Origin of the sequence: Salipiger sp. (assembly GCF_048261495.1) — a bacterium.
Lineage (GTDB): Bacteria > Pseudomonadota > Alphaproteobacteria > Rhodobacterales > Rhodobacteraceae > Salipiger.
In genome coordinates this window covers 126,981-143,714 of sequence record NZ_JBLXFX010000005.1, presented here as the reverse complement: position 1 = coordinate 143,714, position 16,734 = coordinate 126,981, and the positions used below count along the sequence as shown (strand labels likewise).

At 69.3% G+C, this 16,734-nt stretch carries 16 protein-coding genes; 6 read left to right on the top strand and 10 right to left on the bottom strand.

Annotated elements, in window-relative coordinates:
- Nucleotides 1–2 precede the first annotated feature (2 nt).
- Nucleotides 3–1,247 carry a glycosyltransferase family 4 protein gene (locus tag ACN0RJ_RS12045; RefSeq protein WP_417720119.1) on the top strand — a complete coding sequence of 415 codons (1,245 nt, stop codon included), beginning with the start codon at nucleotides 3–5 and terminating at the stop codon, nucleotides 1,245–1,247.
- 3 nt (nucleotides 1,248–1,250) lie between these two features.
- Nucleotides 1,251–2,021 carry a hypothetical protein gene (locus ACN0RJ_RS12040; RefSeq protein ID WP_417724412.1) on the top strand — a complete coding sequence of 257 codons (771 nt, stop codon included), beginning with the start codon at nucleotides 1,251–1,253 and terminating at the stop codon, nucleotides 2,019–2,021.
- Here the strand turns inward: ACN0RJ_RS12040 and ACN0RJ_RS12035 are convergent.
- The 4 genes from ACN0RJ_RS12035 to ACN0RJ_RS12020 all read right to left on the bottom strand — a co-directional run bounded on the left by ACN0RJ_RS12035 (nucleotide 2,003) and on the right by ACN0RJ_RS12020 (nucleotide 8,092).
- Nucleotides 2,003–3,790: a DUF2194 domain-containing protein gene (locus ACN0RJ_RS12035; protein WP_417724411.1), complete on the bottom strand. Its 1,788-nt coding sequence runs from the start codon at nucleotides 3,788–3,790 to the stop codon at nucleotides 2,003–2,005. The two genes, ACN0RJ_RS12040 and ACN0RJ_RS12035, sit on opposite strands and share 19 nt — an antisense overlap.
- A 104-nt stretch (nucleotides 3,791–3,894) precedes the next feature.
- Nucleotides 3,895–6,165, bottom strand: coding sequence for a hypothetical protein (locus ACN0RJ_RS12030; protein WP_417724410.1), 2,271 nt, complete (start codon nucleotides 6,163–6,165; stop codon nucleotides 3,895–3,897).
- Nucleotides 6,166–6,245: 80 nt separating this feature from the next.
- Nucleotides 6,246–7,505, bottom strand: a complete 1,260-nt coding sequence (locus ACN0RJ_RS12025) for a D-amino acid dehydrogenase (RefSeq protein WP_417720115.1) — start codon at nucleotides 7,503–7,505, stop codon at nucleotides 6,246–6,248.
- A gap of 110 nt (nucleotides 7,506–7,615) precedes the next feature.
- Nucleotides 7,616–8,092, bottom strand: coding sequence for an Lrp/AsnC family transcriptional regulator (locus ACN0RJ_RS12020; protein ID WP_417724409.1), 477 nt, complete (start codon nucleotides 8,090–8,092; stop codon nucleotides 7,616–7,618).
- Between the two features lie 123 nt (nucleotides 8,093–8,215).
- Here ACN0RJ_RS12020 and rocF point away from each other — a divergent pair, with 123 nt between their 5' ends.
- Both rocF and ACN0RJ_RS12010 read left to right on the top strand, forming a co-directional pair.
- Nucleotides 8,216–9,145 (top strand): arginase, encoded by a 930-nt coding sequence (gene rocF, locus ACN0RJ_RS12015; RefSeq protein WP_417724408.1) that lies wholly within the window; start codon nucleotides 8,216–8,218, stop codon nucleotides 9,143–9,145.
- Between the two features lie 11 nt (nucleotides 9,146–9,156).
- On the top strand, nucleotides 9,157–10,227 hold the full coding sequence (locus tag ACN0RJ_RS12010; protein ID WP_417724407.1) for an ornithine cyclodeaminase: 1,071 nt from the start codon (nucleotides 9,157–9,159) through the stop codon (nucleotides 10,225–10,227).
- 18 nt (nucleotides 10,228–10,245) lie between these two features.
- On the opposite strand, the gene ACN0RJ_RS12005 is transcribed toward ACN0RJ_RS12010, so the two are convergent.
- The 6 genes from ACN0RJ_RS12005 to ACN0RJ_RS11980 all read right to left on the bottom strand — a co-directional run bounded on the left by ACN0RJ_RS12005 (nucleotide 10,246) and on the right by ACN0RJ_RS11980 (nucleotide 15,202).
- On the bottom strand, nucleotides 10,246–10,932 hold the full coding sequence (locus ACN0RJ_RS12005; protein ID WP_417724406.1) for an ABC transporter ATP-binding protein: 687 nt from the start codon (nucleotides 10,930–10,932) through the stop codon (nucleotides 10,246–10,248).
- Nucleotides 10,929–11,678 (bottom strand): ABC transporter ATP-binding protein, encoded by a 750-nt coding sequence (locus ACN0RJ_RS12000; protein WP_417724405.1) that lies wholly within the window; start codon nucleotides 11,676–11,678, stop codon nucleotides 10,929–10,931. Before ACN0RJ_RS12000 ends, ACN0RJ_RS12005 begins: the two co-directional genes overlap by 4 nt.
- Nucleotides 11,671–12,654, bottom strand: coding sequence for a branched-chain amino acid ABC transporter permease (locus ACN0RJ_RS11995; protein ID WP_417724404.1), 984 nt, complete (start codon nucleotides 12,652–12,654; stop codon nucleotides 11,671–11,673). Before ACN0RJ_RS11995 ends, ACN0RJ_RS12000 begins: the two co-directional genes overlap by 8 nt.
- Nucleotides 12,651–13,571, bottom strand: coding sequence for a branched-chain amino acid ABC transporter permease (locus ACN0RJ_RS11990; RefSeq protein WP_417720108.1), 921 nt, complete (start codon nucleotides 13,569–13,571; stop codon nucleotides 12,651–12,653). The genes ACN0RJ_RS11995 and ACN0RJ_RS11990 overlap by 4 nt, the downstream gene beginning before the upstream one ends.
- A gap of 52 nt (nucleotides 13,572–13,623) precedes the next feature.
- Nucleotides 13,624–14,757, bottom strand: coding sequence for an ABC transporter substrate-binding protein (locus ACN0RJ_RS11985; RefSeq protein ID WP_417724403.1), 1,134 nt, complete (start codon nucleotides 14,755–14,757; stop codon nucleotides 13,624–13,626).
- 238 nt (nucleotides 14,758–14,995) lie between these two features.
- Complete coding sequence (locus tag ACN0RJ_RS11980; protein ID WP_417720270.1) at nucleotides 14,996–15,202, bottom strand: cold-shock protein; 207 nt, start codon at nucleotides 15,200–15,202, stop codon at nucleotides 14,996–14,998.
- Between the two features lie 415 nt (nucleotides 15,203–15,617).
- On the opposite strand from ACN0RJ_RS11980, the gene ACN0RJ_RS11975 reads away from it, so the two are divergent.
- Nucleotides 15,618–16,424: a transglutaminase-like domain-containing protein gene (locus tag ACN0RJ_RS11975; RefSeq protein WP_417724402.1), complete on the top strand. Its 807-nt coding sequence runs from the start codon at nucleotides 15,618–15,620 to the stop codon at nucleotides 16,422–16,424.
- A 62-nt stretch (nucleotides 16,425–16,486) separates the two neighbouring features.
- Nucleotides 16,487–16,684 (top strand): hypothetical protein, encoded by a 198-nt coding sequence (locus ACN0RJ_RS11970; protein ID WP_417720105.1) that lies wholly within the window; start codon nucleotides 16,487–16,489, stop codon nucleotides 16,682–16,684.
- Nucleotides 16,685–16,734 lie beyond the last annotated feature (50 nt).

Here is a 16,734-nt window from a genome sequence, read left to right as displayed (position 1 = left end):
ACATGAGCCGTCCCCGCGTCCTGCTTTGCCCCGACACGCCGAACTGGGCCTTCGACAACATCGCCGACCAGATCATCCGGCACCACGGCGACCGCTACGAATTCGAGCGCTACTACATGGCGGGGTCCTCGGGGTATCCGCATGTCTTTCTGAACCAGGTGTTCAACATCATGGCGCCGTTCGACATCGTGCATTTCTTCTGGCGCGAGGATGTTCAGCATCTGCTGAACCCCGAAACGCTGTACCGCGCCGCGACCGAATTCCGCATTGCGCCCGACACCCTGTTCGACCGGCTGAGCCGCCCGGTCATCACCTCGTCGGTCTATGACCACCTGTTTCTGGAACCCGAACACTACCCCTGGCGGGAGCGGGCCTTCTGGTATCTCGACGGCTACTCGGTCTCGTCCGGGGTGCTCGACGACATCTATCGGGGGATCGAGATGTTCCCCGATCCCGTCGCGGTGATCCCCGACGGAGTCGACCTCGACCGCTTCCGGCCTGCCCGGCTCGAACGGCTGGCCGAAACCGGGCGTCCGCTGCGCGTCGGCTGGGTGGGCAACTCGGCCTGGGGCAACGATCCGCGGCGCGATGCCAAGGGGCTGCACAGCATCCTCGATCCGGCGATCGAGCGTCTGCAGAACCACGGCCATGCCATCGAACGGCACTACGCGGATTCCACCGTCCGGCGCCGCAGCCGCGACGAGATGGTGACCTATTACGGCGAGATCGACGTGCTGGTCTGTTCCTCGGAGATCGAGGGCACGCCCAACCCGGTGCTCGAGGCGATGGCCTCGGGCGTGCCGGTGGTCTCGACCCGCGTCGGGATCGTGCCGGATGTGCTGGGGCCGCTGCAATCGGCCTTCATCCTGCCCCGGCGCGGGGTTGCAGAGATGACCGAGGCGCTGCGCCGCCTGCTCGACGAGCGCACGCTGCTGCCGCGCCTGTCGGACGAGAACCTGGAGCGCATCCGGGACTGGAGCTGGGCCGAGACCACCCGCGGCTGGCCGGCCTTCTGGGAGGCCGCGACCGCCCGCCACGACGCCGGCCAGCGCGCCCCGCTGAAACGCCACCTGCTGCGCGAACGCTATGCCGCCTGGTATGCCGACAACGTACGCTACAAGGATGCCTGGACCCATGCCTCCGGCCCCGCCAAGCAGGTGCGCGGGCTGCATCAGATGGCGGTCGACTGGATCTACCGGACGCCGCGCCGCGCCGCGATCGTCAACCGGTTGCGGGGCAGGGGCTGACCCGTGGCGGCGCCGGTCTTCTTCGTTCTGCTGATGCCCTGGGGGCGGGTCGGAAGCAGCCTCGTCACCTCGGCGCTGTGGTCCGCGCCCGGCGTCAGGATCGAGAACGAGCCGACCACCGCGATCCGCACCCGCGGCGCTGCCGAGGGCGCGACCCCGGCCGAGATCGGCGCCCGCCAGCGCGCCCATCTCGACGCCTTTCTCGGCGGGCAGGAGGAGGGCTGCGTCGCGGCGGGTCTGAAGCTTTCGCACCGGTCCCTGGTCGCGCCGCGCGACTACCTCGCGCAGCTTTCCGGTGCCGGGTTCCGGGGGGTGCTGATGCTGCGCCGCAACGTGCTGAAATGCGCCGTGTCGCAGATGCGGGCGCTGACCCGGACGGCCGCGGCGGGCGGGGAGGGCCCCTGGCAAAGCCCCTGGGCCGTCCGCACGGTGGAGCCGAAGCCCGGCCCGACCGTGATCGACCCTGACGAAGCGATCCGCCTGGCCGGGGTGTTCCGGCGCAGCCACGACCGGATGCTGCGCGACGTCGCCGCCCTGCCGGGAGGCGGTGCGGGCTGGAGCCGGGTCGAATACGAGGATCTGTGCGCCGACCCCGAGGGCACGACGCGCGCGATCTTCGACCGGCTCGAAATTCCCGCCCCAAAGGACATCGCGCTGAAGCACCGCAAGGCCACCTCGGACCGGCTGGAGGAGGATATCCTGAACTACGATGCCTTTGCCGGGGCGGTGCGCGCGGCGGGACTGGAGCGTTACCTTCAGGACGCCCGTCGCTGACCCGAGACGGCCGCGCGCAGCCGCTGTCCGGCGCGCGCCAGCCGGGTCGTGTCGCTCAGCCTGAGGATCGCGGTCGGCGCGGTCATGCGCAGCAGGTAGGTGCTCTGCCCCGGGGCATGCGCTTCGTGCAGGCAGTCGCACCCGTCGCGCCCGTCGACGCGCCGCCAGGGCGCATGGTTGAGCCGCAGGCGGAACTGGCCGCCCTCCGGCCCCGAGACGTGCAGGCCGTCGCCCCGCAGGGTGATCTCCCAGTCGGCTTGCAGATGCGCGGCGATGCGCGCCGCCGCTTCGGAGGTGGTGCACCAGGACAGCCAGGGAAAGCGCTGGCGCACCCCGGCGCAGAGATCGCGGAACCCGTCGAACAGGCCGCGCCGCCCGCCCTCGCTGCGCCAGGGCCGACCCTCGGGGTTGCGGTGCGGATCGGGGCGGGTGTTCGGCGGCGGGATGTCGACCACGTCGTCGGGATGCACGAAATGAGTCCAGGCCCCCATCATCGCAAGCTGGGCGAGGGCGTCGAACAGCTTGTCCGCCGCATAGCCGGCGGTCACGCGGGGCAGGCAGTACAGCTCCGGACACCAGGGCTCCGGACCGAATTCGCGATGCCCGCCGGTGCGCTCCTCTCCGAAATGGCTGCCGCTGAGCGTGGTGATCTCCGGGAAGACGTCGCGCAGGACGGCAAGTCCGGTGGCATCGTAGCAATTGTCCGGCGGCACGTAGGAGCGCGGCATCGCCCCGCAGCCGAACCGGTCCCAGCCCGCGCGCGCCAGCCGCAGCGAGGCGCGCATGGTCGCGGCATCCGGCCACTTGGCCAGTTGCAGCGAGAAATGGGTGAACCCGTGCAGGCCGAGTTCGGCCGGAGGCCGCTCGCGGATCGCGTCGAACAGTTCCGGATGCAGGCCGTAACGCTCCGGATCGGCGGCGGCGGCGTCCATCTCGGACGGTTTCACATAGGCGAACCCGACATAGGCGCTGTATTTCAGACCGAAGGCGCGGGCGAGCTCCTGCATGTCGGGATACCAGACCCCGGCGTAGAACCGGGCGGCGCTCAGCCCCGGATGCGCGGCCCGCACGGAGTCGGGGAGGCGGTCGTCCACCGGCGCGGGGAAATCGTCGATCTGCACCACCCCGGCATTGGCGCAGGGCACCACGCTGACGGGCTGGAGGCATTCGAGCGTCTGGACGATCAGGCCGCGCGCGATGCGCTCACCGAGGAAGATGCTGTTCCAGCAGGCCGTCCGGCCCCGCCCGACCCGGCGCGTCCAGGCAACCGGCCGCCCGGCAAAGGTCGAGGCCAGGATGTCCGCGTCGGCGGCGGGTGTCACGTCATGGCCGGAATGGCCGATCATCGCCTCCGGCGGGACGGTGACGCCCTCGAACGCGGGCAGGGCATTGCCGGGAAACCGCAGGCCGCCGCTCGGGTGCGGCGGGACCGCGCCGGGGCCGCCGCCGGGCACCATCCCGAGCAAGGGGTCGAGGTCGCCGGACCAGCAACGATAGAGCGTGCCGAACCCGCCCCCCGCCATGACGTGATCCGTCAGGGCGCGCACCGGGTCGGGCGCGAGCCTGTCCAGCCGCTCTGTCGCGCCGAGCACGGCGGAATAGGGCGCAAGCGCCGGAAAGGGGGCGGGGCCCGCGAGGTCGAACAGGTCGTGGGCGATGCGGGCATGGCGAAACGCCGTGCGGGCGTTGCCGGCCACCAGCGGGGCCGGATCTTCGGTGCTGTCGATCAGCAGCAGCACGCGCTGGGTCTGTCCTTCGGGCCGGTCCATGCGTTGCTCTCCGCGCGGACGGGGCGGCGCCCCGGTTCAGCGCGAGGGTAGGGAGCCGGGGCGCGCGAGTCCACCATGGAGCCGTCCCGCGCCGGTTCGGGGGCCTAGCGGGGCCGCACGGCGGGGGTGCCGTCGAACAGGTGCCAGGGATCGCGCGGCGCGCCGCCGCTTGCCACAAGCACACGCGCGTTGGTGCTGTCGAAGACCGCGCGCCCGGCGGCCTTGCCGCGGGTGTTCACGGCGTGACGCGCATCGCCGAGCGCATCGGCCGCGACCGGGGCAAAGCCGATGCCGCCCGCCGCCTGCACCGGGCCGTCAACCTCGACCCCGCCGCCGATGCGCAGGGCGGGCCCCTCGGGCCCGGTGACGCTGCGCAACACGTCCCAGAGCGCGCCGTCGCGTTCCTCGCGCAGGACGAGGCCGTTCTCGCGCGCGGCGTCGAGGAACAGTCGGAGGCTGCGCTCCGCTTCGCTGAGCCTCAGCGCGGCCTCGGTGCCCTTCGCGCCGTGGATGTGGACGGGATCCTCGGCATGGGCGCCGCGCGCGCCCTGGGTGCCCGGACCGGCGGCCAGCGCGGGCAGGGGCATGTAATCGACATCCTGCCCGTTGGCGCGGGTATAGTACCGGATATGCGGCGCGCGCAGGGCCCAGTTGCCCTCGAACCAGCCGCGCCCGATCCCGGCGAACAGCGCCGGTCGGGGCAGGAAGCCCATGAAGGGCGCATGGTCGACCACGCCCGCCGTGGCTTCGGAGACGATGCCGTACCGCCATTCCAGCCAGCGCAGCCCGCCCGCCGGGTGTGCTGCGTGGCGGTTCTGGTCGACCTGGGGCGACATGATCCAGGTCATCGCCTTGTCCTGCCCGCGGGTCGGATTGGGTTCGCAGAGCAGGTCCAGCACCACCTCGCGGCAATCGTGGATGAACCCGGCCACGGTGCCGGGGCTTTGCACGCGGCCCTGTATGTCGGCCTCGGCACAGCGCCAGCCGCTGATCTCGAAGCCGCCGATGGCGCCGTTGCGGATCGGATCGTCCAGCGCGCGGGTGTCGTTGACGGCATGGCCGCTGGGGATCAGCAGCCCGCCGATCTGGCAATCGCGCAGCACGATGTGGCTGTTCGCCCCGCCCGAGATCGCGGGCACCACCGCGTCATGCTCTCCCGGATCGAAACCAGACAGACCGCCGAGCCGCAGCCGCACCCCGCCCGCGACGCTCACCCGGCGCACCCGGTCGTAGCCGAAGCTCTTTCCCGCCGTCGTGCCGGTCCCGCGCGAGGTCAGGCGGAACAGCGCGTGTCCGGGGTCGGTGGTGAAGGGGTGATCGTCGGCCCATGGCAGATCGACACTGTCCGCCGTCCAGTCGAGGATCACGAACTTGTCCGGCCCCCGCAGCCCGAAGCTGCGCAGCCCCTGGAAATTGCACCGCTCCAGCGTCGTCTCGTAGGGGGCGGTATAGTCGGCATAGTCGTTGTCCGCGTCGACCGCGGCGTTGAGATAGCCGTAGCGCCGGAAATGCCCCAGCGTCTGCATGTCGATCAGCGTGGTGTTGCGCGCGCCGATCTGCAGGATGCCGATATCGAAACGCCCGAAGAGCCGCGCATTGCGCTTGTCGTTGTACCCGTCGAGCCCCTGCGGGCCGCCGCTGTCGGCCACCACGCGGAACCTTTCGAGGCAGGTGCCGCTCAGCCCTTCGATGAGGATGCCGACGGTCAGCGCGGCGGGCGTCGCCTCGCCCTCGGTGGCATCGGCGTTCATCAGCGACACGAGTTCCCACGAGGCTTCGGCCAGCCCGTCGCGCGGCTTTATCGTGCGGGCGGCGCCGCAGGCCTTCATGGACGAGATGCCATGCAGGCGGATCGGCGTGAAGACTTCCCCCGTGAGGACGATCTGGCTGGCGGCGGGGGTCTGGATCTTGTTGTCGTAATAGGCGGGCATGTGACGCAGCGCGCTGACTCCCTGGCCGCGGACGCACAACCCGCTGAAATTCACCCGGTCGGCGATGAACACGGATCCGGCGGGCAGGTGCAGGGCCTGCCCCCGGTCGCGGCAGTAATCGGCCGCCCGGTTCAGCGCGGCGGCGTTGCGGGCGGCGGCGGCGCGGGTGTCGACCTCGACCCCCCAGTGCTCGGCGCTGACCTCGCCGAAGGGCAGGAGGCCGGGCAGGTCGGGAATGGCGGTGGCTCCGGGCCTGCCGAGGTAGGAGACGCGTCCATCGGTGAGGATCTCACCGTCCCTGGGTGCGGCGGCCCCCAGCCCCTCGCGCAGGGCGCTGCGGGTGGCAAAGGATGCGGCGGCCGGGGCCCCGGCGGTATCGGCCCGCACCGCGATCGCGGGGGCCGCCAGCGACAGCCCCAGAAACAACCGCCTGCTCGTGCTCATGGTCTTCTCCCTGCCTGACGCGGAAATCCTGACCGAAGCTCCGGCGGCGGGCAAGGCGTGTCGCGCGGCGGCGGCGGCCGTCAGCTTGCGTAGCGCGCCGCCGTCAGCCCGTCGAACGAGATTTCCGGCGTCCTGCCGAGCACGAGATCGGCCACCGCGCGCCCCGATCCGCAGGCCATGGTCCAGCCGAGCGTGCCGTGCCCGGTGTTGAGGAACAGGTTGCCGTAACGCGACGGCCCCAGAACGGGCGTGCCGTCCGGGGTCATCGGGCGCAGGCCGGTCCAGCCCTCGGCCTTGCCGATGTCGCCGCCCTTGGGGAACAGGTCGCCGATCACGTGTCGCACGGTGTCGGTGGCATGGGGGCCGAGGCGGTTGGAATAGCCCGCGATCTCGGCCGTCCCGGCGACGCGGATGCGATCCCCGAGCCGGGTGATCGCGACCTTGTGGGTTTCGTCCATGATGGTGGATTGCGGCGCGAAGGCATCGTCGGTGACGGGCAGGGTGACCGAATAGCCCTTGACCGGGTAGACCGGCAGCCGCACCCCGATGGGGTTCAGCACGGCGGGCCCGTAGCTTCCCAGCGCGCAGACATAGACATCGCCGGTGATGCGCCCGGCGATTTCGGTATCGACCCCGGCCACCCTGTCATTCTCGACGGCGATCCCCCGGATGGTCTGGCCATACTGGAAATCGACGCCCATCTCGGCGCATTTCGCGGCCAGCGCGATGGTGAACATCCGGCAATCGCCGGTGCGGTCGGCGGTCAGCCTCAGGCCGCCGACGAACTTGTTGCGCACCTCGGCCAGGGCGGGTTCGACGGCGATGCAGGCGTCGCGGCCCAGCACCTCGTAGGGGGAATCGTATTCGGCAAGGATCTCCTGATCGGCCTGCGATCCCTTCATCTGCTTGGCGGTGCGGAACAACTGCAAGGTGCCCTGTTCCCGCCCGTCGTATTCGATCCCGGTCTCGGCAATCAGTTCCGGCATCACGTCGCGCGAGTAGTTCGAGATCCGTACCATCCGACCCTTGTTGGTCCGGTAGCTGTCCTCGTTGCAATTGCGGATCATCTGGAGACCCCAGGACCACATCGTCGGGCTGATGAGCGGCCAGATGAACAGCGGACGGCGTTTCATGAAGAGCCATTTCAGCGCCTTCATCGGCACCCCCGGCGCCGCCCAGGGCGAGGTCATGCCGTAGCTGAGTTCCCCGGCATTGGCATAGCTGGTCTCGAGTCCCGGCCCGGCCTGCCGGTCGAGCACGGTGACCTCGGCCCCGCCACGCGCCAGGTAATAGGCGGTTGTGACACCGATCACGCCGGCCCCCATCACGACGGCTTTCATGGGCTGGCACCCCCTGGCTGTTGCTCCCGCCTCCAGCCTGCGTCGGGCATGGGCGCAAAGCAAGCCCGCCGCCGCCCCGGCCGTCGGGCGGGGAGTGCGGTGCCCGGCGTTTACGCGCCGCCGCGCTGCGCGCAGTCGCCGGTCGCGGGGGAGCGCGCCACCTCGGTCGCACGGCGCGAGGTCAGCATGAGGTTGGTTTCAGAATTCACCACGTGGTCGAAGCGCCGGATCTGTCCCAGCACCTGGTCCAGCGCCTCGAGCGTGCCGGTGCCCAGTTCGAGGATCAGATCCCAGGCGCCGTTGGTGGTGTGGATCTCGCGCACCGCGGGAAGGCCGCTCAGCCGCCGGATCACGCGCTCGGTCCAGGGGCCGTCGACCCGCAGGAACATCAGCCCGCGCACCGGGCTGGTGGCGGTGTCGTCGCGAAGCACCGCACTGTAGCCGAGGATGATCCCGTCGCGCTGCAGCCGTTCCATCCGGGTGCGCACCGTCGTGCGCGACAGGCCGAGCGCGGCGGACAGTTCGGAGAGGCTGGCGCGGGCGTTGTGGCGCAGCGCCGCGATGAGTTTCTGATCCGTGTCGTCCATTTTGCCACCAAATGCGTCCATTTCGGAAGTCTATCGCCCAATTCGGGCAAAATATACCCTTCTGGCAGTCCGGAACAGATGTCACTTTCAGGGCAGGCTCACACTTTGCTTCAAGGACCCTCCATGACCGACAAACCCATTCTCCTGCTCGGGGCCCCCGTCGATTGCGGCAAGCGCAGCCGCGGCTGCCTCATGGGGCCGGATGCCTATCGCGTCGCGGGGCTGGTCAGGCAGCTCGAGGATCTCGGGCGCGAGGTGCGCGATCGGGGAAATCTCGTGCCCGCGCCGCTGCGCGCCTGCGACGACCGGGACGGGCGGCTCTACGCCATGGCAGAAACCGTCGCCTGGACCGAGACGCTGATCGCCGCCGGTCAGGAAGCCGCGCGCGACGGCTTTCCGATCTTCCTCGGCGGGGATCACGCGATGGCGATGGGCTCGGTCGCCTCGATGGCCGCCCATGCCGGGGCGGAGGGGCGGCCGCTCTTCGTGCTCTGGCTCGACGCGCATTCCGATTTCCACACGCTCGACACCACGGATTCGGGCAATCTGCACGGCACGCCCATGGCCTATGTCACCGGGCGCGAGGGCTTCGAGGGGTTTCCCGCACTTGCCGCCACCGTCGATCCCGCGCATGTCTGCATGATCGGGCTGCGCTCGGTCGATCCGGCGGAGAAGCGGGCACTGCAGGAGAGCCCGGTGCGGGCCATCGACATGCGCCAGATCGACGAGTCGGGCATCGCGCGCCCCCTGCGCGAGTTCCTGGAGGCGGTCGAGGCGGCGGACGGGATGCTGCACGTGAGCCTCGACGTGGATTTCCTCGACCCCGCCATCGCGCCCGCCGTGGGCACCACCGTGCCCGGCGGCGCGACCTTCCGCGAGGCGCATCTGGTGATGGAGATGCTGCACGACAGCGGGCTCGTCACCTCGCTCGACCTGGTCGAGCTGAACCCCTTCCTTGACGAGCGGGGCCGCACCGCCTCGCTCATGGTCGATCTGACCGCCTCGATGTTCGGACGGCGCGTCTTCGACCGTCCCACCACCCGCAACCACTAAGGAGCGCCCGAATGCTGGCCCCCGCCCCGTCCCGCCTGGCCTATGTGCCCTTCGTCAGCGTCGAGAACATGATGAAGCTCGTTCACCGCATCGGCATTGCCGAGATGCTGACCGGACTTGCCGAATACATCGAACAGGATTTCCGCCGTTGGGAATTGTTCGACAAGACCCCGCGCGTCGCGTCGCATTCCCGCGAGGGCGTGATCGAGCTCATGCCGACTTCGGACGGCGAGGATTACGGGTTCAAATACGTCAACGGCCATCCCAAGAACACCCGCGAGGGGCTGCAGACCGTGACCGCCTTCGGCCTGCTCGCCAGCGTGAACACCGGCTACCCGGTGCTGTTGACCGAGATGACGCTGCTCACCGCGCTGCGCACGGCGGCGACCTCGGCGATGGTCGCGCGGCACCTTGCGCCCGAGGGGGCGCGGACCATGGCGATGATCGGCAACGGCGCGCAGTCGGAATTCCAGGCGCTGGCGTTCCGGGCGATCTGCGGGATCACCGCGGTGCGGCTCTACGACACCGACCCGGCGGCGACGGCCAAGGCGATGCGCAACCTAGCCGGCAGCGGGCTGACCCTGACCGCCTGCAGGACCGCGGAGGAGGCCATCCTCGGGGCGGAGATCATCACCACCTGCACGGCGGACAAGCAGAATGCCACGATCCTGACCGACAACATGCTGGGTGCGGGCGTGCACATCAACGCCATCGGCGGCGACTGTCCCGGCAAGACGGAACTGCATCCCGACATCCTGAGCCGGGCGGATGTCTTCGTGGAATATCCCGAACAGACCCGCATCGAAGGCGAAATCCAGCAGATGCCCGCCGATTTCCCGGTGACCGAGATGTGGCAGGTCATCACCGGCGCCGCGCCGGGGCGGCGGGATGCGGCGCAGGTCACGCTGTTCGACGGCGTCGGCTTTGCGGTCGAGGATTTCTCGGCCCTGCGCTACCTGCGCGACCACCTGCACGCCACGGGGCTGTTCCAGGATCTCGACATGATCGCCGACCCGGACGATCCGCGCGATCTTTTCGGGATGCTGATGCGCGCGGGACCGGAGGGCGCGCACGCCGCCTGACGCGGAGTGGGAGGGGGTTCAGACGCCGATGAACCGCTCGCTGACGGCATCGGTGAGGGCGTCCGTCGCGCCGCTCCACACCGCGCGCCCGCGTTCGAGGATCACCACCCGATCCGCGAAACGGCGCAGTTCCTTCAGGGATTTGTCGATCACGAGGATCGACAGGCCGCCGTCCGCGCGCAGGCGTTGCAGGGCGTCCCAGATCTCCTGCCGGATGATCGGGGCAAGCCCCTCGGTCGCTTCGTCGAGGATCAGCAGACGGGGATTGGTCATCAGCGCCCGGCCGATCGCCAGCATCTGCTGTTCCCCGCCCGACAGCGAGGCGGCCCGTTGCCCGTGGCGCTCGCCGAGCCGGGGAAACAGCGCCGCGATACCGGGCAGGGTCCAGGTGCCGGGACGCGCGGCGGCGAGCAGGTTCTCGGTCACGGTGAGGTCGGCAAAGCAGCGTCTCCCCTCCGGCACCAGGCCGATCCCCAGACGGGCGACGCGGTGGCTCGGCAGGCGCGACAGGTCGTGGCCGTCGAAGGTCAGGCCGCCCCGTGCGGGCATCATGCGGCAGATGGTCTTGACCGTGGTGCTCTTGCCCATGCCGTTGCGGCCCATCAGCGCCACGACCTCGCCTTCGGCGACGGTCAGGTCGACGCCGAACAGGGCCTGGCTGGCGCCGTAATGCGCCGTGACGCCGGTGAGGGACAGCAGGCTCATGCGTCGTCACCGAGATAGGCCGCGCGCACTTCGGGGTTGGCGCGGATGTCGGCGACGCTGCCGGTGGCGGCGATGCGGCCCTCGACCAGCACGCTGATCCGGTCGGCAAGGGCAAAGACCGCGTCCATGTCGTGTTCGACCAAAAGGATCGGCGCCTCGGCGCGCAGCCCGTCCAGCAGCCGGGTCATGCGCAGAGAGCCTTCGGCGCCGAGCCCGGCCATCGGTTCGTCCATGACGAAGGCCCGGGGGGCGAGGGTCAGGGCGACGGCCACTTCCAGCTCGCGCCGCTGGCCATGGCTCAGCTCCGAGGTCCGGGCGGTAGCGAGGTCGCCGAGGCCCACACGCTCCAGCGCGGCTTCGGCGCGGGCGCGCAGCGCCACGTCGCCGAGCGCGGAGGCCAGGAAGCGCCAGGGCGAGCCCGCCGCGCCGAGGGCGCCGAGCAGGGCGTTCTGCAGCACGCTGTCCTCCATGGCCAGCGCCGAGATCTGGAAGGTGCGCGCCAGCCCCGCCCGTGCCCGCGCGGCGGTGCCGAGGCGGGTCACGTCGCGCCCGTTCAGGCGGATGCTGCCGGCGTCGGGCGGGATGGTGCCGCAGATCTGGCCGATCAGCGTGGACTTTCCGGCCCCGTTCGGCCCGATCAGGGCGTGGATCTCGCCCGGCCGCAGGTCGAGCGTGATGCCGTCGCTCACGGTGAGCGCGCCGAAGCGCTTGGTCAGCGCGCGGGTTTCCAGCACCGGGTCAGTCATGCACCGCTCCGCGCCCGCAGAGCAGCCCGATCAGCCCGCCCCGCGCGAACAGCACGACGAGCAGCAGCAGCACCCCGAGGAAGACGTGCCAGTAGTCGCTGATCCCGCCCAGCAGGTGTTCGAGCATGACGAAGACCACCGCCCCCAGCACCGGGCCGAACAGCCGTCCCGCACCGCCGATGATGATGAAGACCATGATCTCGCCCGAGGTCTGCCAGGACAGCATGGTCGGGCTGACGAAGCGGTTGAGATCTGCGAACAGCGCCCCCGCCAGCCCGGTCAGCGCACCGGAGAGCACGAAGGCCGCGAGCTTCAGACGGGTCGGGTCAAGCCCCACCGCCGCGACCCGTCCCGGCACCTGACGCGCCGCCCCCAGCGCCAGCCCGAAGGGCGCGCGGGCGATGCGCGCGACCAGCAGCAGGGCAAGGCAGAGCACGCCGAGGCAGAGGCCGTAGAACTGGATCGGCACCAGCGTGTTCAGCCCCGGAAACCCGTTGCGCACATAGATCGACAGCCCGTCCTCTCCGCCGTAGGCGGGCCAGGAGATGGCGAAGAAATAGAACATCTGCCCGAAGGCGAGGGTGATCATGATGAAATAGACGCCGCTGGTGCGCAGCGACAGCAGGCCGATCACCAGCGCCGCAAGGCCCGAGGCGACCAGCGCGACCAGCCAGATCACCGGCATGGACCTGGTTCCCTCGATCACCAGCGGCCAGTCCATCAGGGTCTCGTAGGCCTGCGCATGGCTGGCGAGGATGCCCATGGCATAGCCGCCGATGCCGAAAAAGGCCGCGTGACCGAGGCTTACCATCCCGCCCAGACCCAGCGCGACGTTCAGCCCCACGGCGGCCAGCGCGAGCACCACGGCGCGGGTCGCCAGCGTGACGGTATAGGGTTCGCCCGAGAGATGCGCCCAGAGCGGCACCGCCACCAGCAGTACGAGAAGTACGGCGTTCAGGTAGGGTTCGCGGATCATGCGGCGCGGCCGAACAGCCCGGTGGGCCGCCAGATCAGGATCGCCCCCATCAGGATGTAGATCGCCATAGAGGCCAGCGACGACCCGACCGAGGTCGCCGTCGCAGGGTCCGTCACCAGCTTGAACAGTTCGGGCAGGAACACTCCGCCCAGCGTGTCGGTCAGCCCCACCAGGAGCGCCCCGATCAGCGCCCCCTTGATCGAGCCGATGCCGCCGATCACGATGACCACGAAGGCGAGGATCAGCACCGGCTCTCCCATGCCGACCTGCACCGACTGGATCGCGCCCACCAGCGCGCCCGCCAACCCGGCCAGCCCCGCGCCGAGCGCGAAGACCAGCGTGTAGAGCCGCGATATGTCGATCCCCAGCGCGGCCACCATCTCGCGGTCATTCTCGCCGGCGCGGATGCGCATGCCGAGCCGGGTCCGGGAGATCAGCAGCCCCAGCCCGCCCGCGATTCCCAGCCCGGCGAGGATCAGCACCAGCCGGTAGAGCGGATAGCGGATGCCGCCCGGCAGGGTGACGGGGCCGGAGAGCGCCGCCGGGATGTCGAGGTAGAGCGGAAAGGAGCCGAACAGCCAGCGCGTGCCTTCGGACAGGATCAGGATGAGCGCGAAGGTCGCGAGCACCTGGTCGAGGTGGTCCTTGTCATAGAGCCGCCGGATCACCACCAGCTCGATCAGCGCGCCGGCGAGCGCGGCGGCCACCAGCGCCGCCACCAGCGCCAGCCCGAAGGAGCCCGTCGCCCCGGCCACCGCCGCCGCGGCAAAGGCCCCGACCATGTAGAGCGAGCCATGCGCGAGGTTGATGAGGCCCATGACCCCGAAGATCAGCGTCAGCCCCGCCGCCATGAGAAACAGCATGACGCCGGATTGCAGGCCGTTCAGCACCTGCTCTGCGATCAGGATGGGGGACATCGTTAGGCCTTGTCGTCGGACGGGCCCGGTGCATCACCGGGCCCGGGCCGGATCACATCTTGCACTCGTCCACATAGGCGTTGGAGCGATCCTCCATCGCCGTGGCGACCAGCTTGTTGGTGTAGACGTCACCTTCCTTGATGACCTCGCGGACGTAGATGTCCTGGATCGGATGGTGGTTGGCGGCGAACGAGAACTCGCCCCGCACGCTGTCGAAATCGGCCGCCATCAGCGCGGCGCGGAAGGCATCCGCATCCGTGGGTTCCGCCTTGTCCAGCGCCGAGAGCATGAGGTTGGCGGTGTCGAAGCCCTGCGCCGCATAGAGCGACGGCAGGCGGTCGTATTTTGCAAGGTAGCTTTCGACGAAGGCCGCGTTGGCGGGGGAGTCGAGATCCTTGGACCATTGCGAGGTGTTCTTCACCCCGAGCGCGGCATCGCCCACCGCCTGCAGGATGTTCTGGTCGAAGGAGAAGGCCGGGCCGATGAGAGGCAGGTCGACGCCGCTGTCGGCATATTGCTTGAGGAAGGAAATCCCCATGCCGCCGGGCAGGAAGAAGAACACGCTGTCCGCGCCCGCCGCGCGGATCTGCGCGATTTCGGCGGCATAGTCGGTCTGGCCGAGCTCGGTATAGAGCTCGCCCGCCAGCGCGCCCTTGTAGAACCGCTTGAAGCCGTTGAGGCTGTCCTTGCCCGCCGGGTAGTTTGGGGCGAGGATGTAGGTGTTCTTGTAGCCCGCCGACGTGGCGTAGGCACCGGCCGCCTCGTGCAGGTTGTCGTTCTGGTAGGACACCGAAAAGTAGTTCTGGTTGCAGCCCTTGCCGGCAAGCTGCGCGGGCGCGGCATTGGTCGACAGGTAGAACTTGCCCTGCGCGACGGCCGAGGGCACCACCGCCATGGCGAGGTTGGACCACACGATGCCGGTCAGGATGTCGACTTTTTCGGACTGGATCATCTTGTCGGCGATCTGCACCGCCACATCGGGTTTCTGCTGATCGTCCTCGATCACCACCTCGACATCGTCCCGCCCGGCCTGTTCGATCGCCAGCATGAACCCGTCGCGCGTGTCGATGCCGAGGCTTGCGCCCCCGCCCGACAGGGTGGTGATCATGCCGACCTTCACGTCGGCCAGCGCGGCTCCGGCCAGCGTGGTCAGCGCGGCGGACAGCAGCAAGGATTTCATCGTCATCTTCGGCTCCCTGTTGGTCGCGGACTCTGGGGCCCGCTTGGTGCGCCGGGTGCGGATCGGGCGGCCCGACACGCGCCGGCGCGGCATGGTGCATCCTGCGTTCAGGATATCGCGAGCATCATGCACAGACCGGAAGGGCGCGCAATGCTCCGGCGGGGAGGGGAAAAACAAAACAGGGCGCCGAGGCGCCCTGTTGTATACGACTGCACCAGGCAATCATCGCCGAGATCGGAAGACCTCAGGCGAGTGCGAGGTTCGCAGCGGATTCGCGACCGTCGCGACCGGCTTCGATGTCGAAGGTCACGGCCTGGCCATCGGCCAGAGTGGTCAGACCTGCGCGCTCGACGGCAGAGATGTGCACGAACACGTCGCGCTTGCCGCCTTCGGGCTCAATGAAGCCGAAACCCTTGGTTGCGTTGAACCATTTCACTTTGCCATTCGCCATGGGAATGTTCCTGTAGATAGACTGTCGCCCACGACATGCGGCGACCCGGCAGCTCAACGTCGAATGCTGGCCGGTAAGGAACAGGATCACGAGATTCAGGATGCAGCCCCCTGATGCGCGAAATGCGCGCATTTTGCAAGGAGTTTCTTGCCGCGCGTGTCGGCCGGGGTGTCCGAAGGGCGGTCGCGGGGCCGTGGCCGCCGGGCCGGGACGCGGCGCAAAACGATGGATTTCCGTGCCTTTTTCGCCCCGGGACGCCCCGTAGCCCCCGATCTTCACGATTTGCGGGACGCGCGGGTTGACTGCACGACCGACTGCACCACTTCCATGAAAGGCGGCCGACCAGACAGCTCCGAGGATATGGTCCATCGCGCCGCGCGACGCGCAAATCCCACCACGCACAGGAGCTGCCTCGATGAGAATCAAACTTGGGTGCCGGATCGGCTATACCCTGGCCGCGCCGACGCCGATGGTTGCGCTGCTGAATGTCCATTACTCGCGCTTTGCCGATCTCGAGGGGCCGGACCACCTGCACACCTCGCCCGGCGTGCCGGTGACGAGCTACCGCGACATGTTCGGCAACTGGTGCGCCCGCTGCATCGCCCCGGCCGGAGAGTTCGAGATCAGCACGAATTGCATCATCCGGGACAGCGGCGAACCCGACCCCTACGTCCCCGATGCCATGCAGCACGCCGTCGAAGACCTGCCCTCCGAGACGCTGACCTGCCTGCTCGGCAGCCGCTACTGCGACACCGACCTCCTGTCGGAAACCGCCTGGAACCTGTTCGAGAACACGCCGCCGGGCTGGGAACGGGTGCAGGCGATCTGCGACTACGTCCACAACACGGTGCAATTCGGTTACGAACATGCCCGCAACACCCGCACCGCGTCCCAGACCCTGACCGAACGGGTGGGCGTGTGCCGGGATTTCACCCATCTCGCCATCACGTTCTGCCGCTGCATGAACATCCCGGCCCGCTACTGCACCGGCTATCTCGGGGACATCGGCATTCCGCTGCCCCATGCGCCGGGCGATTTCGCCGCCTGGATGGAGGTCTATCTCGGCGGGGCGTGGTGGACCTTCGACCCGCGCAACAACCAGCGCCGGATCGGGCGGGTACTGATCGCGCAGGGCCGCGATGCCGCCGACGTTCCGCTGACAAACACCTTCGGGCGCGCCGACCTGACCCGTTTCGAGGTCTGGACCGACGAGATCGCCTGAGCGGTGCCACCCGCCGGGCGCCCGGCGGGGGACCGCGACCACCCGAGAGGAGGAGAGACCAGATGAGCAAGAAAAAAGACCCATCCGCTCCGGACCGTTTCGGCATTGCCGCCAGAAAGACCCACGAGGCGGCGATGGCGATCATCGACGACGAAACCGAGGCGCGGCGCGAAAAGACCCGGCGCCTGCGCGCCGCGCGGCTCGAGCGCGAGACCGGCGTGGCCCCGGCCCGCAAGAAGGCGCGGACCTCCGTCCCCTGAGCCGTCTCACGGCACCGGAAAACGCCCCGCGGAGCGATCCGCGGGGCGTT

Excerpts from the sequence above, each read along its gene's own strand:
- ACN0RJ_RS12045 (WP_417720119.1), top strand. The coding sequence starts at position 3 with ATGAGCCGTCCCCGCGTCCTGCTTTGCCCCGACACGCCGAACTGGGCC.
- ACN0RJ_RS12035 (WP_417724411.1), bottom strand. The coding sequence starts at position 3,790 with ATGGACCGGCCCGAAGGACAGACCCAGCGCGTGCTGCTGCTGATCGAC.
- ACN0RJ_RS12030 (WP_417724410.1), bottom strand. The coding sequence starts at position 6,165 with ATGAGCACGAGCAGGCGGTTGTTTCTGGGGCTGTCGCTGGCGGCCCCC.
- ACN0RJ_RS12025 (WP_417720115.1), bottom strand. The coding sequence starts at position 7,505 with ATGAAAGCCGTCGTGATGGGGGCCGGCGTGATCGGTGTCACAACCGCC.
- ACN0RJ_RS12020 (WP_417724409.1), bottom strand. The coding sequence starts at position 8,092 with ATGGACGACACGGATCAGAAACTCATCGCGGCGCTGCGCCACAACGCC.
- rocF (WP_417724408.1), top strand. The coding sequence starts at position 8,216 with ATGACCGACAAACCCATTCTCCTGCTCGGGGCCCCCGTCGATTGCGGC.
- ACN0RJ_RS12010 (WP_417724407.1), top strand. The coding sequence starts at position 9,157 with ATGCTGGCCCCCGCCCCGTCCCGCCTGGCCTATGTGCCCTTCGTCAGC.
- ACN0RJ_RS12005 (WP_417724406.1), bottom strand. The coding sequence starts at position 10,932 with ATGAGCCTGCTGTCCCTCACCGGCGTCACGGCGCATTACGGCGCCAGC.
- ACN0RJ_RS12000 (WP_417724405.1), bottom strand. The coding sequence starts at position 11,678 with ATGACTGACCCGGTGCTGGAAACCCGCGCGCTGACCAAGCGCTTCGGC.
- ACN0RJ_RS11995 (WP_417724404.1), bottom strand. The coding sequence starts at position 12,654 with ATGATCCGCGAACCCTACCTGAACGCCGTACTTCTCGTACTGCTGGTG.
- ACN0RJ_RS11990 (WP_417720108.1), bottom strand. The coding sequence starts at position 13,571 with ATGTCCCCCATCCTGATCGCAGAGCAGGTGCTGAACGGCCTGCAATCC.
- ACN0RJ_RS11985 (WP_417724403.1), bottom strand. The coding sequence starts at position 14,757 with ATGACGATGAAATCCTTGCTGCTGTCCGCCGCGCTGACCACGCTGGCC.
- ACN0RJ_RS11980 (WP_417720270.1), bottom strand. The coding sequence starts at position 15,202 with ATGGCGAATGGCAAAGTGAAATGGTTCAACGCAACCAAGGGTTTCGGC.
- ACN0RJ_RS11975 (WP_417724402.1), top strand. The coding sequence starts at position 15,618 with ATGAGAATCAAACTTGGGTGCCGGATCGGCTATACCCTGGCCGCGCCG.
- ACN0RJ_RS11970 (WP_417720105.1), top strand. The coding sequence starts at position 16,487 with ATGAGCAAGAAAAAAGACCCATCCGCTCCGGACCGTTTCGGCATTGCC.